We start from the raw sequence: 16,127 nt of genomic DNA, 5'->3' as shown, positions 1-16,127 counted from the left end.
AAAACGTTTTCTAAAAGCAAACAAAGCAATCTCAAATCTAATTAAAGTATCATTCTGAAGCGGCCTGAATATATCATGCAGCCAGATTAATTTCAAAATTTTAAATTATTGATAGTCAATTATTTAATAGACCTTCAAACTTCCAAAACTTAGGGACAAGGTAACTACTTAAGTTTTGAAACCACTTTTTTTATACCTCAGTTGTTGCTTTTCGCTTCAATTTAATGACGGTCACTTCTGGCCATATACCTACTCTACCTGGGTAAGCCAAGAAACCAAACCCCCGGTTGACGTTGATAAAGCGCTTGGCATTTACATATAAACCAGCCCATTGCTCATACCGATATTGAACAGGACTCCACTTGAACCAACCTGGGATTTCAATCCCAAATTGCATTCCATGAGTATGGCCACTTAATGTAAGTTGAACATCTTTCTTATGGTGTTGAATGACTTCGTCCCAATGGGAAGGATCATGGCTCATCAAAATTTTAAAATCAGAAGCCTCTATCCCATCAGCGGCTTTTTCAAAATCCCCTGCTTTTTTAAAACCTCCTTTCCCCCAATTTTCGACACCAATCAAGTGTAATTTACTATCCCCTCTTACCAACTCTCTACGTTCATTTCTTAGTAAATCCCAACCCAAGTCGGAATGAACATTTACAAGATCTTCAAAATTTTGCTGTTTATCTGTTTGGCTTTCGAAATTATAATAGTCGCCATAATCGTGGTTTCCCAATATGGAAAAAACACCATCTTTCGCTTTCAATTGACTAAAAAGAGGAGTCCAAGGCGTCATTTCATCAGCTAAATTATTAACGAGATCGCCAGTAAATAAAATTACATCAGACTCTTGTTTATTGACTAGGTTAATCGCATATTCAATTTTTTCCGTATTATCAAAACTTCCGCTGTGGATATCACTCAGTTGGGTAATAGTATAGCCATCAAAAGCTTTAGGAAGATTGTCAAATTCCAACTCATAGGACAACACCTTATAATTATACTTCCCCTTATACATCCCATACAAAAGTGAAAGGAAAGGGATAGCTCCAAGTCCAAGAGCAATAGTGCTTATAAATTTTCGTCGAGAAGGCAAATTTTCTGTAGATGTAGTAAATAGTTTACGGTAAGCATAAACAAGTAAACGAACAGTGTCTTCACCAAACATCCAGACCACAACACTCAATTTCAGTAAAAGTAAACTTAAGAAAACACCAGCCATATAAGCTCGAAATCCAGTAAGTGAAGTATTTGGACTTGACTCGTAGAAAGAATAAATCAACAGTCCAAGCACAACTAAGGTGATGCCTACATAAACCCCGAGGCTCCACCAAAATTTAAATAGGGTTTTAAAGGCTTGAAAGGCATAGACCTCAATAGCAATAAGAATAAGAATTGGGACAATCCAGCGCATCTTTTTTTTGCAAATATAGTTTTAGCGGTTCTTCTAGTCCGCTATTTAAACAAAGTTTTAGAGGCCTTTATTCTGAATTTAATCCAACAAGATTAAATGTTTAGAAGACCACTGTTACATTCTCTAAAACTAATGCGGATGTCGGGTGCCGTGTTCCACTGAAGGACTTTTTGAAGCTTTAAAAACGTAACGATAAATGCTTATTAAAAATGTCAGTTCGAGTGGTTTCAATGAATTTTTGCTTAAAAAAAATCATTGAAATTATATCGAGAACACTTCGGATAACTAGAAACCTCTCGATACATTAGTGCTAAAAAGCATCTAATTATTGTCATTTGGAGTTTTTTACTTGACTGAATAGGAAAGAAAAAAGTATCGAGAAACAACTTTAAATATAAATTCAAAAGCCCTCAACAAAAAACAAGAATGTTCAGTCGTGATATCAATTTAAGTCCTAAAAATATCAGGGCCACAGCCCCAAATTTTATAAACGCTTTTCAGAAAAAGTACTTTAAAGCGTATACTTCTATTTGTCTTTTTAATGTAATTAAAAATATAAGATCATAGCCAGCAAATCTTAGTAGCAAAGGCAAAAGCCCTTCATTTGTCGAGGGGGGCATAGCCCTGACCCTTAAATAAAAAATAAGGTTAGAACAATCACCTAGTTCAATTTTGGAAAAGCCATAATTTCAACTAAATTTACATTTAATAAAAATTCACTTTATGGCTTCCAAAAAACGACTTTTCCTTGTTGATGCATATGCGATGATTTTCCGCGGTTATTATGCCCTTATCAAAAACCCAAGAATCAACTCCAAAGGACAAGATACTTCCGCCATTATGGGATTTATGAATTCCCTTTTTGACGTCATAAAGCGAGAAAATCCCGATCATTTGGCAGTTTGCTTTGATAAAGACGGAAGCAAGGATCGAAAAGAAATGTATGTAGAGTACAAGGCCAATAGAGATGCAACCCCAACCGTTATCAAAGACTCCATCCCTATTATACAGGATATTCTCCACGCTATGGAAATTCCTGTCGTAGAAATCTCGGGTATGGAAGCCGATGATATTATTGGGACACTAGCTATACAAGCGGAAAAGCAAAACTATGAAGTCCATATGGTTACCCCAGACAAGGATTTCGCTCAACTGGTTACTGAGAATATATTTATGCAACGCCCTGCACGAATGGGGAACGGAGTAGAAAAATGGGGCATACCAGAAGTGCAGAAAAAGTTTGGAGTGGAACGTCCAGAGCAAGTCATCGATTTCTTGGGTATGATGGGAGATGCTGCGGATAATATCCCAGGCTTACCCGGAGTGGGTGAAAAGACCGCTAAAAAATTTCTACAGCAATTTGGTTCCATGGAAGTACTCTTGGAAAACACAGATCAGCTGAAGGGAAAGATGAAAGAGAAAATAGAAAAAAATGCAGAGTTAGGACGCTTATCTAAAAGACTAGCTACAATCATTACTGACTGTGACGTCACTTTCGACGAGGATAAGTATGAAGTTTCTCCACCAAATGTTGAGAAAGTCTTAGACATCTTTAAAGAGTTAGAATTTAGAAGATTGACAGAGCAGTTTGTAAAAATGTACAACAAAGGAGAAGCTGTCGCAGAAAAGCCCTCTCAAAACACATCAAGCTCTCCCCAAACTGCTGGAGCTGGACAATTTTCTCTATTTGGAAGCGATACCGATGTTTCCAGTATTGATCCTAGTCATTTTGATGGATACAAGACCTTAAAAAGCACAGACCACCATTATCAGTATGTAAAAGGAGGTCTCTCCCTAAAGCTCTTTATAGAAAAACTAATGAAGCAAAACTCGGTGTGTTTCGATACAGAAACTACCAGTTTAAAAACTCTAGATGCCGAATTAGTGGGAATTGCTTTTTCTTGGGAGAGCCATAAAGGCTTTTATGTGGTCTTTCCCGAGGATCAAAACGAGGCACAAGAATTAGTAGAAAAGTTGAGACCATTTTTTGAATCTACAGAGATCGAAAAAGTAGGTCAAAACTTAAAGTACGATATCAAGGTGTTGGCCAATTATAAACTTAAAGTAAAAGGACCGTTGTTTGATACGATGCTCGCGCACTACATCATCAACCCAGATATGCGGCACAATATGAATATCTTAGCAGAAACTTACCTCAACTATTCTCCACAACCTATTGAAGACCTCATCGGTAAAAAAGGTAAAAGCCAAAAGACTATGCGGACAGTAAATTTGGAAGACCAAACCCAATATGCTGTAGAAGATGCCGATATTACCTTTCAACTCAAAACTTACTTTGAAAAAGAATTAAAAGAAGCCTCCAACGAGCCTTTATTTAAAGATATGGAGATTCCCTTATTACGGGTCTTGGCAGCTATGGAAATTGAAGGTATCAACCTCGATAAATCAGCTTTAGAAAACATTTCAGAAAAGCTAGATGAGGATATTGAACGCCTGGAGAAGTCAGTATACGTAGAAGCGGAAGGAGAATTTAATATAGGATCCCCAAAACAATTGGGCGAGATCCTATTTGGCAAATTGGAACTTGCAAAAAAACCTAAAAAAACAAAATCTGGTCAATACTCAACGGCAGAAGAGGTCTTGTCTAATTATGCAAAAGATCATAAAATAGTACGAGAAGTTTTAGAATGGAGACAACTCTCTAAACTCAAAAGCACCTATGTAGACGCTTTACCAAAACAAATTCACCCAAGAACCAAACGCGTTCATACCGAGTTTATGCAAACTGTAGCAGCAACTGGTCGTTTGAGCTCCAATAACCCTAACCTTCAAAATATCCCCATTCGCACAGAACGTGGACGTGAAGTAAGAAAAGCATTTGTCCCTAGAGATGAGAATTATGTGTTGCTCGCTGCCGATTATTCCCAAATAGAACTTAGAATTATAGCAGCCTTGAGTCAGGAAAAAACGATGATGAATGCTTTTAAAAATGGAGAAGATATTCACGCTTCAACTGCGGCAAGAGTATTTGGTGTGGATATAGAAGAAGTAACCAGAGCACAGAGAAGCAATGCTAAAACTGTCAACTTTGGAATTATATATGGAGTGTCTGCTTTTGGATTGAGCAATCAAACTGACTTGACTAGAAACGAATCTAAGGAGCTGATAGAGACTTATTATAAAACCTATCCTAAGTTGAGAGCCTATATGGATGAGCAAGTGGAATTCGCAAAGGAGCATGGTTACGTGAAAACAGTCATGGGTAGGCGGCGTTACCTCAAAGACATCAATGCTAAAAACCATATAGTGCGAAGTGCCGCAGAACGCAACGCGGTGAACGCCCCTATTCAAGGAAGCGCTGCAGACATTATAAAGGTCGCGATGATAAATATTTATGACGCTTTAGAAGAACAGAATTTTAAATCCAAAATGCTCCTGCAAGTCCATGATGAATTGATTTTTGATGCTCACAAAGACGAAATCGATGCCCTAACAGCACTGGTTAAAGACAAGATGGAAAATGCCTTTAAACTGGATGTTCCTCTAGATGTGGAGATGGGTACAGGACAAAACTGGCTGGAAGCTCATTAAAATAAACATCACTCTTTGTCAACCTGATCTCGTTTCAGATTCTTGACTGAATTTTAGATAGGTATAAATTAGATTCTGAAACCATCCGACTTGTTATAAAAGTCGGACTTGTCCAGAATGATAAAATATATAGATTTTAGGGCAATACCTACCCCACAATATTAACGATTTTACCAGGCACGATAATCACTTTTTTAGGAGTGCGCCCGTCCAGTTGTTTCTGTGTGCGCTCCTCGGCCATTACTATTTTTTCGATCTCGTCTTTGCTTAAGCCCAAAGACAAGTCAAGTGTAAACCTCATCTTTCCATTAAAGGAAATAGGATATGTTTTGGAGTCTTCTTTCAAGTAGTGTTCTTCAAAAACAGGATAATCCACTTCAGAGATACTAGTGGTGTTGCCTAAAAGTTCCCATAACTCTTCAGCGATATGTGGAGCATATGGTGAAATCAATACTGCTAGAGGTTCTAAAACCTCCCGAGACTTACAACTCTGCTGAGTCAACTCATTCACGCAGATCATAAAGGTAGAGACTGACGTATTGAAGCTAAAGTCTTCGATATCTTGAGTGACTTTCTTAATGGTCTTATGCAGAATTTTTAAGGACTCCTTTGAAGCGTGCTCATCAGAAACGACAAAATCCTGTCCCTCGTCGCCTTGGGAGTTGGGGGGAAAATACAATTTCCAAAGTTTTTTTAAGAAATTATGCACCCCAGACAGTCCCGCAGTACTCCATGGCTTGGCTTGTTCAAGTGGTCCTAAAAACATTTCGTAAAGTCTCAAGCTATCGGCACCATATTCCTCACAGATATCATCTGGATTGACCACATTGAATTTGGATTTAGACATTTTTTCAACTTCCCTACTCACTAAAAGTTTCCCTGATTCATTATAAATTACTTTTGCATCTTTAAATTCTTTTCCAAAAGGAGATGTTTTAAAACCGTCTAGATTCAATTCGTTTGAAGTATTGACTAAAGAAACATCAACACGTCTCTTTACATTGGTTAAACCCATATAAACAATCTGCCCGTTTTTATCACTCTGGTTTTTATTTTCAAATTCACAAATCTCTTCTGCTTTTTGTATAATTTTTTCTATTTCATTAGAAATATAGTCTGATTCTATATATTCCCTTTTTTTAATATTTAAATCACCCAAATCATTACTTAAAAGAACCTTTAATACCTTAGGTGTCTCTTTCAGATTATTGTTATTCTCTTTATCATCAACTGTAAAAACAATAGTAAAAGTATTTACAAAAGCACTCTCTCCCAAAATCATTCCCTGGTTAATCAACTTTTTAAAAGGCTCGTCTACTGGAAAAACTCCTTTGTCGTTTAGGAATTTGGTCCAGAATCTAGAATATAATAAATGCCCAGTGGCGTGCTCGCTCCCTCCAATATACAAGTCCACGTTGTTCCAATAGTCTAAATTCTCTTTGGAAGCGATGTGTTGATCTCGGTTTTCGGTTTCCATGTAGTGAAATAAATACCAAGAACTTCCTGCCCATCCAGGCATAGTGTTCAGCTCCACTGGAAATACTGTTTTATGATCTATCTTGGCGTTTGAGACTACTTGATGTTGCTCAGTATCCCAAGCCCACTCTTGTGCTCTTCCCAAAGGTGGAGCCCCATCTTCTGTAGGCAGGTATTTTTCGACCTCAGGCAATTTCAGCGGCAGGTGTTTTTCATCGATCATTTTGGGTAAGCCATTGATGTAATACACGGGGAAGGGCTCTCCCCAATACCGCTGTCTAGAAAAGACGGCATCTCTTAGTCTATAATTTATCTTTTTAGCCCCTTGACCCATGTTGGCCAGAGCTTCAATCGCTTTGGGGATCGCTTCCAAAACACCTAAACCATTCAGGAAGTCAGAATTAGCGATTTTTGTCGCATTAGATTTATCTGTGTAGGCTTCCTTAGAAATATCAATGCCTTCAAACACGTTGGGAATAGGAATTCCGAAATGTTGAGCAAAATCATGATCCCTTTGGTCACCACAAGGGACAGACATAACAGCCCCTGTGCCATAACCTGCAAGGACATAATCTCCAATCCAAACTGGAAGAGGTTCTTTAGTATGAGGATGCTCGGCATACGCCCCCGTGAAAGCACCAGAAATGGTTTTAACATCTGCCATACGTTCTCTCTCGCTTCGCTTTGCTGAAGCTTTTACATAAGCGTCTACTTCTTCTTTTTGGTCAAGAGTTGTAATTTTAGATACCAAATCATGTTCTGGAGCCAGGGTGATAAACGAGACTCCGTAAATCGTGTCTGGACGAGTAGTAAATGCTTCAATAATCCTCTCCCCTTGCCCCTCTCCAATGGAAAGCGGTTTAACTTTACTCTCTTCAGATGGCTTCGCCATCTTAGTATAGGCGGGTAGTTTATCTAGTTTGGTTTTGATTTTTTCAAGAACCTCATCTATATTTCCGATGACGTCTTCATTTTTAAATCGAATAACTTCAAAGCCTTTTTTATTTAGAAATTGTGTTCGTTCCTCATCATAGGCTTTGGTTTCATTATGATATTCTCCATCGACTTCAACGACCAAAGATTTTAATAAACAGACAAAGTCTGCAATATAATCTCCGATTAAATGTTGCTGTCGAAACTTATATCCCGATAACTTTTTACCTCGAAGTTGTATCCAAAGTGTTTTTTCAGCCTCAGTTGGTTGATTTCTATTTTCTTTTGCTTTTTCAATAAGGGTGTAGGCATTATTTCCACCTGTCATGTAGCCTGGCTTAGTATTCTCTTTCCCTTTGGGGAAGGGTAGGATGGGGAATTTTAGTTGCGCTCCCACCGATTTTCCAATCCAGTTGCGTTGGGTTTCTTTTAGGCTTTCGCTCCAATCTAAATCTTCAAGTCCTCTAAGTAGACGATCTGCAAACGCAGAAATACGCATGCTCCACTGCTTCATCTTTTTTCTGGACACAGGATGTCCTCCTCGTTCTGAAACCCCCTTCACAATTTCATCATTGGCCAAGACCGTACCTAGGGCTGGACACCAATTGACTTCAGTTTCAGCAAGATAAGTTAAGCGGTAATTGAGTAGCAGTTCTTCTTTTTGATCATCGGTAAAAGTTGACCATTCTGATGCAGAAAATGAAGTTGTGTCTTCATCTGCAGCTGCGTCCACGATTATATTTCCCTCTTTTTCAAAAATGTTGACTAATTCTGATATAGACTTGGATTTTTGAGCTTTGGCATCGTACCAGCTTTCAAAGAGTTGAATGAAAATCCACTGAGTCCATTTATAATAATTCGGATCACTGGTACGGACTTCCCGACTCCAATCGAAAGAAAATCCGATTTTATCGAGTTGTTTACGATACCCTTTAATGACATTGCTTTGATAATGATCTTCATCAACACACGTTTCCTTAGATTTATCGATAAGAGCTGAATTCTTAATCTTGCCATTATCTTCTACATATTTGTCTAATATTTTCCCTTTGTTATCTAAACACCCTTCAATATTAATTTCAGTTGTTGATGATGGATGTTGACCAGTTTGAATAGCGTACTGCTCAGCAGGAAGCCCAAAAGAATCATAACCTTGTGGGTGCAATACGTTAAACCCTTTGTGTCTTTTGTAGCGGGCATAAATGTCGCTGGCAATATACCCTAGCGGATGGCCAACATGAAGTCCTGCTCCAGACGGATAAGGAAACATATCCAACACGTAAAATGGAGGTTTTGGGTCTCCTTCAAACTCCTGGGGTTGTTTCGCTCTAAAGGTTTGGTCTTTCGCCCAACGCTTCTGCCATTTGGTTTCTATTGCTTTAAAATCGTATGCCATAATAAGTTACTTATTTCGAAATGGCAAAACTAATATATATGGCTTTAACTCCTCACTGAGATTGGAATTAAAACTCAAAAGTTAAAGCATAAGTTGATTTGGAAAGTCCTAAAATTTATAGCCGATATAGAAGTCGCCTAGAGCTAGGAATTCATTTGGATTATTTCCTAAGAGATTTCTTCCTACACCAATTTGGGTTGAAATGTAAATCCAATTGAGTTTATCTATTTAGAAGCAACAGCAAATCCAACAGCTACATCAAAAATGTATGGTCTTCTTCTACTCTATTTCCTTGTTGATTGACATAAAAGACATCTTCCTCTCTAATGTGTGAATATGTAAATACTTCAACGAAGAAGCCGTGGCCTTTAAATTCTGAATTTTGCCAAAGTAAAAACAGTAGTATAGGTGAATACCAAATTAAATTATACTAAGACGTAGCTCAGCAGAGGTTTTTTGATTGATTGAATTTGAAAATAATTAGCATAGCCTTAGTTACAGTAATTATTTTTGATGAAAAGCAGACAAAAAAAGAACGATTTATTACAACACTATAGATTTAAATTGGCACAGGTTCAAATTTTTTATAACGGATAAAAGTATCAGCATTAACAAGAAGGGAAACTCCATAACCAGAAGTTTAGGAATTGATATAGTCGTAGCTCACATCAAAAAATCCACCAGCAAAACGGATGATAGTCCCCAGTCTAAGTTTATGGATTTTTTCATAATTGCTTTTGGTAATAAACTCTGCTTTTGGGGTGTCTCCATGTTTTGCGAAAAAAAATGTAAGAAATAGCACTAGTGCTAGACTGATTTCATCAGTATTCAGATCAGTTAGTTGTTGCTGAAATAATTGAAATTCGCATTCAGTACTTCTTGATATTTAGCTTATTTGCGCTCCCGATAGCAGAGAAACCCCTGCAAAGGCTGGGCGCTACAGGGCGAGTGTATAGCGCTTGACCAAAGGAAAAGCCGCTATACACTCAAGACCTTAAAGCAAAGCCTGCGGAGTTGAAACGAATAGCGAGATAAAGCGCCCATAAAATTAATCTGAGGGATAGCCGTTATCATCTTATAGTTTTATATTTTTACAAAAATTATCAAGTGGCTTCTTCCTTTGAAAAATACCAAAAACGACGATTGATTACCTCCTACTTTTCGGTGGTGATCAGTATTGCTTTGGTCTTATTTTTAGTGGGTTTGCTAGCGCTTTTGGTCTTGAACACCAAAAAAGTAGCAGATAATCTCAAGGAGCAAATCGCCTTAACAGTCTACTTAAAAGACACCGCCAAAGAGGTTGAAATTGACCAAATGCAGAAGTCTTTGGCCTTAGCAGAACACACTAAAACCATAGTATTTGTCTCCAAAGAAGAAGCCGCAAAGGCCTACAGTGAGGAGATTGGAGAAGATTTCATGGAATTTTTAGGGTATAATCCTTTACAAAATTCTATCGATGTTTATTTTAATGCCGATTATGTCTCAGAAACGCAGATTGCAGAAATTTCTAGAGATCTAGGGGATAAGGAATTTGTAGACGAAATCGTTTATGATAAGCCGCTCATTGCCCTGTTGAATGATAACATTAAGCGATTGAGTTTTTGGATTTTAATAGTGAGTGGTTTACTCACATTTATTGCTGTTCTATTGATCAACAGTTCTATTCGTTTATCGGTTTATGCTAAGCGATTTACTATTAAAACCATGCAAATGGTGGGAGCTACCAAGCACTTTATTCGACGGCCGTTTATCTTGAAAAGTATAAAACTAGGTTTAATAGGCTCTACTATTTCGTTAATAGGAATGGGAGTTGTGTTGTATTATCTGAATAAGAGTTTTCCTGAGTTAAACCTAATTAGTGATGAAATTCTACTGGCTGCTATTTTTGTTGGTGTTTTAATCATGGGGATCTTAATTTCTTGGTTAAGTACTTTTTTTGCTACTCAACGATTTTTAAATTTAAAAACTGACGAATTGTATTATTAATATGGGAGAAAGCAAACGTAAAAAAGAAGCTAAAGAAAGCGAAAAGTTAATTTTCGAAAAAGTTAATTATAAATTTATGATCATTGGATTGGCGGTGATTGCTGTTGGATTTATTCTGATGGCTGGCGGTGGTAGTGATGACCCCAATGTGTTTAATCCAGACATCTTTAGCTGGAGACGAATTCGCCTCGCCCCTACCGTGATTTTAATTGGCTTTGCTATAGAAGTGTATGCCATTCTACTCAAGCCAAAGTCTGCTAAATAATGGATGTATGGGATGCGAGTATCCTTGGAATTATCCAAGGACTAACAGAATTTTTACCAGTATCGTCTAGTGGTCATTTAGAGATAGGCAAAGCGATTTTAGGAAACGATAGTCTTCCAAAAGAATCTTTATTGCTTACCGTGATTCTTCATTTCGCAACGGCATTGAGCACTATCGTCATATTCAGAAAAGATATTGTTGAGATCTTCAAAGGTCTATTTTCGTTCCGGTGGAATGAGGAAACTCGCTTTTCTTTAAAGATTATCATCTCGATGATTCCCGCGGCCCTTGTTGGATTTTTTTTTGAATCTCAAATGGAAATGCTCTTTGGTGGAAACCTAATTTTGGTAGGATTTATGCTTATTGTGACTTCATTGCTACTTTGGTTAACCGATAAATCCAAGGCTATTTTAAAACCAGTTTCCTACTCGAATTCCTTTGTAATTGGTGTGGCACAAGCTATTGCTATCTTACCAGGAATCTCGAGAAGTGGGGCGACTATTGCTACTTCTGTGCTTCTTGGTAATGAAAAGTCCAAGGCTGCAAAATTTTCTTTTTTAATGGTGATTCCTCTTATTTTTGGAAAAATTTTGAAGGATATTACAAGTGGTGATATTTCTATAGACGAGGCCAATATGGTGAGCTATGGAGTAGGATTTGTAGCTGCTTTTATTTCTGGATTGTTAGCTTGCACCTGGATGATTTCGATTGTGAAACGCAGTAAGTTGAGATACTTTGCCATTTACTGTTTTGTAGTTGGTGTTGGCTCAATTATTTTTACTCAACTGAATGGATAATTTAACTTTAGACGGAATAAAAGAAGGACAGGTTTTGCTTTTTGATAAACCTTTGCATTGGACCTCTTTCCAAGTGGTGAATAAGGTGAGATGGCTTATCAAACAAAAATTTGACCTTAAGAAACTTAAGGTAGGACATGCAGGGACCTTGGATCCATTGGCAACCGGTTTAGTTATTTTGTGTACGGGCAAGGCTACAAAAACCATCGAATCTTTGATGGGACAAACCAAAATTTACACTGGCGAATTTACAGTTGGCGCTACGACTCCTTCCTACGATATGGAGACAGAAGTGGATAAGACTTTTGAAACCTCTCATATTACTACTGAGCTTATCCAAAACACCTTACCTCAATTTAGAGGAGAAATCATGCAACGCCCCCCGATCTTTTCAGCCTTAAAAAAAGAGGGAAAGCGTTTATATGAATATGCCAGAAAAGGAGAAAGCGTTGATATTCCTAAACGTCAAGTAAATATTGACAGTTTTGATATTACCCAAAACAACTTCCCTAAACTCAACTTTAAAGTCCAATGTAGCAAAGGCACTTACATTCGAAGTTTGGCCTATGACTTTGGTGAAGCTTTAAATTCTGGGGCTTACCTCTCTGAATTACGTCGAACTCAAATTGGAGATTATAATGTTAAGGAAGCCCTTAGCATTGAAGATTTTGAAAAGCTTATAGAGGATTAGTCAGTTGCCTTTAAGCAATTCACAAGATCTTCTGCGATATTTTTCCCCTTATCTTGGTTGTACCATTTCTGAAGAGTGATTTTAAATTCATCTCTCAGTTTTCCATATTCGGCTTTTTCTTTAGCCACCAAATCGGCAGCCTCCTTTGGTCTTGGTCCCCAAATAAATAAAAGATCATTTTCTTCAGCATTAAAAGAAACCAGCTTAGGTATAGACTTGCCGCCATTAGTTAAAAATTGGCTCATAAGTTCATCATTTTCGTCTCTTAAAATCAGTTTGAAGGTGATGAGCGGATTTATATCTGCTATTTTATTCATGATTGGGATGACAGGAGCGGCATCACCACACCAGCCTTCTGTAATGACAAGCCAAGTTTGCTTTTTAGTTACCTTTTGGATAGCTTCAATTTGTTCTGCTGTTAATTCTGACGTTTTTTCCCAACGATTCATTCGGCTAAAGCCTAGTTTAGAGTAATTGAGATACGACTCATTTTGAGTAAATCCTGTCGATTTATCTTCTTTCAACAAATCACCTACAAGTTCTTTATATTCTGAATAAGTAAGTGCTTTATCTAAGTGTTTTTTTATACTTTCAAGTTGTGTTTGTTCGTTCATGTGTGTGTTTTTTAAACAGTCGAATTATATTAAAATTATTACAATGGCAAAGGTAAGGTGTGAGTGGTGTATCGGTCAAGAAATTTATGAAAAGTATCATGATGAAGAGTGGGGAGAGCCCGTTTACGAAGATCAACACCTATATGAATTGCTTCTATTGGAAAGCTTTCAAGCTGGTTTAAATTGGTTGACTATTCTAAAGAAGAGAGAGCAGTTCAGAGAGGCTTTTGATCAATTTGATTATCAAAAAATTTCTAAGTACACCAATGAAGACGTTTCCAGATTGCTCAACAACGAAAAGATTATAAGACATAGAGGTAAAATTGAAGCTAGTATTACCAATGCGAAAGGCTTTATAAAAATTCAAGACGAATACAACTCGTTTTCGAAATACATATGGAAGTATGTGGATAAAGAGCCTATATTAAATTCATTTTCAAAATTAAACCAAGTTCCTTCACAAACTGAATTGAGTCAAAATATCTCGGAAGACTTAAGGAAACGAGGATTTAAATTTTTAGGGCCTACGACGATTTATGCTTTTATGCAGGCTTCTGGAATGGTTAACGATCACTTAACCTATTGTTTTAAGCATAAAAAAAGTGTCTAATTTACATTAGACACTTTTTTTATGCTTAAAATTATATCTTCTAGTTACTTACCACTTGAGTTCCTTCTTCAACGAAAGTTTTCACTTGGACGATTTTATTTTCATCATAATCTACAATAGAAAGTTTACCATTATTCCAAAACATCCATTGTCCAACTTTTTTACCGTTTTTATAATTTGCTTTGGCAAGATTATTTCCTTCTCTATCAAAAGATTCCCACTCACCATGAAGTTTATCATTTTTAATATATCCCATTTGATGTAGTTCTCCACTTTCATAGAACATAGCTACTTTGTGTAAATCTCCAACTTTTTCTGTCTTCACCAGGTCTTTATCAGTTTGAGCAAAAAGTGTAAAACTCATTAAAAAAACCATTACAAGGGTGCTAAATGCTTTCATATCTCTTTTATTTAGATTCAAATATACATATAATTTACATTTAAAACACATTTGGTTAACATTAATTTTACAAAGGCTCTTAAATGAGGAGTGCATAGGGCGATTCGATCTGTAAATAAAGCAAGTATCAAGTCTTTAAGTAAGTCTAAAAATTTCCTTGACATCCTCTTCATTAAGACCGTTAACTTGTTATTTTTGCAAATCCTGTCATAAACCACAAAACATGTATAGAGATCACAATAACAGCGAGTTAAACATAAATTCTTTAAATAAAAAAGTTACTTTATCTGGCTGGGTACAAAAAATAAGAAACAAAGGATTTATCATCTGGGTAGATTTACGAGACCGTTATGGCCTTACTCAGTTGGTTTTTGATTCTGATCGTACGCCTAAGGATATCATGGAAAAAGCTAAAAGTTTAGGCCGTGAGTTCGTTATACAGGCAGAAGGAACGGTTATAGAAAGAATATCTAAAAATAAATCCATCACTACTGGAGACATTGAAGTGTTGGTGGAAAAACTTACTATTCTCAATATTTCTGAAACCCCTCCCTTTACAATTGAAGATGAGACTGATGGTGGAGAGGATTTAAGGATGAAATATCGGTATCTAGATATCCGAAGAAACCCTGTTAAGAATAAGCTTATCTTCAGAAGTAAAGTCTCCATGGCTGTTAGAAATTATTTGACACAAAAAGATTTTATAGAAGTTGAAACTCCATACCTCATCAAATCGACCCCCGAAGGCGCTAGAGACTTTGTGGTCCCTAGCCGTATGAATGCTGGTCAATTTTATGCCTTACCGCAGTCTCCACAGACGTTTAAACAACTCCTTATGGTTGGAGGATTGGATAAGTATTTTCAAATTGTTAAGTGTTTTAGAGATGAGGATTTACGCGCAGACCGACAACCGGAATTTACACAAATCGACTGCGAAATGACCTTTGTTGAGCAGGAAGATATTCTCAATACGTTTGAAGGCCTAACTAAGTATTTACTTAAGGAGATAAACGGTGTAGAGGTCAAGGATTTCCCTCGTATAACTTATGATGAAGCGATGCAAACGTACGGAAACGATAAGCCAGACATTAGGTTTGGGATGAAGTTTGGCGAGCTTAACGCTATTGCTCAGCATAAAGACTTCAAGGTCTTTAATGAAGCTGAACTTGTCGTGGGTATCGCTATTCCAGGAGCTGCAAGCTATTCTAGAAAAGAGATCGACAAGCTCATCGAGTGGATGAAGCGCCCACAAGTTGGTGCAAAAGGAATGGTTTACGTAAAATACAATGAGGATGGAAGTTTGAAATCCTCTGTCGATAAATTTTATGATGAATCTGATTTAAAAGCGTGGGTAGAAAAAACTGGAGCTCAACCTGGCGATCTTATTTGTATTCTTTCTGGTAAAGCTCATACCACCCGTGGACAACTAAGCGCTTTGCGAATGGAAATGGGCAATAGATTGGGCTTGAGAAAACCTAAAGAATTTGCGCCACTATGGGTTGTCGATTTTCCTTTATTAGAATGGGACGAAGCTACACAGCGATTCCATGCTATGCACCACCCGTTTACTTCACCAAAAGAAGGACAACTCGAGTTGTTAGCCACAGATCCTGGAGCAGTAAAGGCTAATGCTTATGATCTGGTTTTAAATGGAAATGAGATTGGCGGAGGGTCCATAAGAATTCACGATCAAAAAACACAATCCATGATGTTTGATTATCTTGGGTTTACTAAAGAAGAAGCAGAAGCTCAATTTGGGTTTTTGATAAAAGCCTTTACTTATGGCGCACCCCCTCACGGTGGTATTGCCTTTGGATTGGATCGACTTGTAGCGATTCTCGGTGGACAGGAAAGCATAAGAGACTATATCGCTTTTCCGAAAAATAATTCTGGAAGGGATATTATGATTGATGCCCCAGCAGAGCTGAGTGCTGATCAACTGAAAGAGCTTCACATTAAAAAGCTCTCTTGACGCTGATGACTATATGGG

General features: G+C 37.3%; 11 protein-coding genes. 7 read left to right on the top strand and 4 right to left on the bottom strand.

Annotated features, from left to right (window positions below; translation table 11 throughout):
* Positions 1 to 190: 190 nt before the first annotated feature.
* Positions 191 to 1,417, bottom strand: coding sequence for a metallophosphoesterase (locus tag CXF67_RS16880; protein WP_102089815.1), 1,227 nt, complete (start codon positions 1,415 to 1,417; stop codon positions 191 to 193).
* Positions 1,418 to 2,140: 723 nt separating this feature from the next.
* On the opposite strand from CXF67_RS16880, the gene polA reads away from it, so the two are divergent.
* Positions 2,141 to 4,969 carry a DNA polymerase I gene (gene polA / locus CXF67_RS16875; protein WP_102089814.1) on the top strand — a complete coding sequence of 943 codons (2,829 nt, stop codon included), beginning with the start codon at positions 2,141 to 2,143 and terminating at the stop codon, positions 4,967 to 4,969.
* Between the two features lie 148 nt (positions 4,970 to 5,117).
* On the opposite strand, the gene CXF67_RS16870 is transcribed toward polA, so the two are convergent.
* Entirely contained in the window at positions 5,118 to 8,774 is a 3,657-nt protein-coding gene (locus CXF67_RS16870) for a leucine--tRNA ligase (protein ID WP_102089813.1), read from the bottom strand.
* A gap of 1,107 nt (positions 8,775 to 9,881) precedes the next feature.
* Here CXF67_RS16870 and CXF67_RS16865 point away from each other — a divergent pair.
* From CXF67_RS16865 to truB, 4 genes are read left to right on the top strand one after another with little or no spacing between them, the layout of a single operon-like run.
* Entirely contained in the window at positions 9,882 to 10,760 is an 879-nt protein-coding gene (locus CXF67_RS16865) for a cell division protein FtsX (protein ID WP_102089812.1), read from the top strand.
* A 1-nt stretch (position 10,761) separates the two neighbouring features.
* The gene (locus CXF67_RS16860) at positions 10,762 to 11,025 is read left to right on the top strand and encodes a DUF3098 domain-containing protein (protein WP_102089811.1); all 264 of its coding nucleotides are present in this window, start codon (positions 10,762 to 10,764) and stop codon (positions 11,023 to 11,025) included.
* Positions 11,025 to 11,822, top strand: a complete 798-nt coding sequence (locus CXF67_RS16855; protein ID WP_102089810.1) for an undecaprenyl-diphosphate phosphatase — start codon at positions 11,025 to 11,027, stop codon at positions 11,820 to 11,822. Before CXF67_RS16860 ends, CXF67_RS16855 begins: the two co-directional genes overlap by 1 nt.
* Complete coding sequence (truB, locus tag CXF67_RS16850) at positions 11,815 to 12,513, top strand: tRNA pseudouridine(55) synthase TruB (protein WP_102089809.1); 699 nt, start codon at positions 11,815 to 11,817, stop codon at positions 12,511 to 12,513. The genes CXF67_RS16855 and truB overlap by 8 nt, the downstream gene beginning before the upstream one ends.
* On the opposite strand, the gene CXF67_RS16845 is transcribed toward truB, so the two are convergent.
* Positions 12,510 to 13,127 (bottom strand): thioredoxin family protein, encoded by a 618-nt coding sequence (locus CXF67_RS16845; protein ID WP_102089808.1) that lies wholly within the window; start codon positions 13,125 to 13,127, stop codon positions 12,510 to 12,512. The two genes, truB and CXF67_RS16845, sit on opposite strands and share 4 nt — an antisense overlap.
* Before the next feature lie 43 nt (positions 13,128 to 13,170).
* Here CXF67_RS16845 and CXF67_RS16840 point away from each other — a divergent pair, with 43 nt between their 5' ends.
* The gene (locus CXF67_RS16840) at positions 13,171 to 13,737 is read left to right on the top strand and encodes a DNA-3-methyladenine glycosylase I (RefSeq protein ID WP_102089829.1); all 567 of its coding nucleotides are present in this window, start codon (positions 13,171 to 13,173) and stop codon (positions 13,735 to 13,737) included.
* Between the two features lie 40 nt (positions 13,738 to 13,777).
* Here CXF67_RS16840 and CXF67_RS16835 read toward each other — a convergent pair whose 3' ends face one another.
* Positions 13,778 to 14,137 carry a toxin-antitoxin system YwqK family antitoxin gene (locus CXF67_RS16835; RefSeq protein ID WP_102089807.1) on the bottom strand — a complete coding sequence of 120 codons (360 nt, stop codon included), beginning with the start codon at positions 14,135 to 14,137 and terminating at the stop codon, positions 13,778 to 13,780.
* A 223-nt stretch (positions 14,138 to 14,360) separates the two neighbouring features.
* On the opposite strand from CXF67_RS16835, the gene aspS reads away from it, so the two are divergent.
* A complete protein-coding gene (gene aspS / locus CXF67_RS16830) occupies positions 14,361 to 16,109 on the top strand; it encodes an aspartate--tRNA ligase (RefSeq protein WP_102089806.1) in 1,749 nt (582 codons plus the stop codon).
* The last annotated feature ends 18 nt before the right edge of the window (positions 16,110 to 16,127 follow it).

Origin of the sequence: Psychroflexus sp. MES1-P1E (assembly GCF_002836055.1) — a bacterium.
GTDB lineage: Bacteria > Bacteroidota > Bacteroidia > Flavobacteriales > Flavobacteriaceae > Psychroflexus.
Note: the sequence above shows the minus strand (reverse complement) of the source record. Positions and strands in the feature narration are given on the sequence as shown.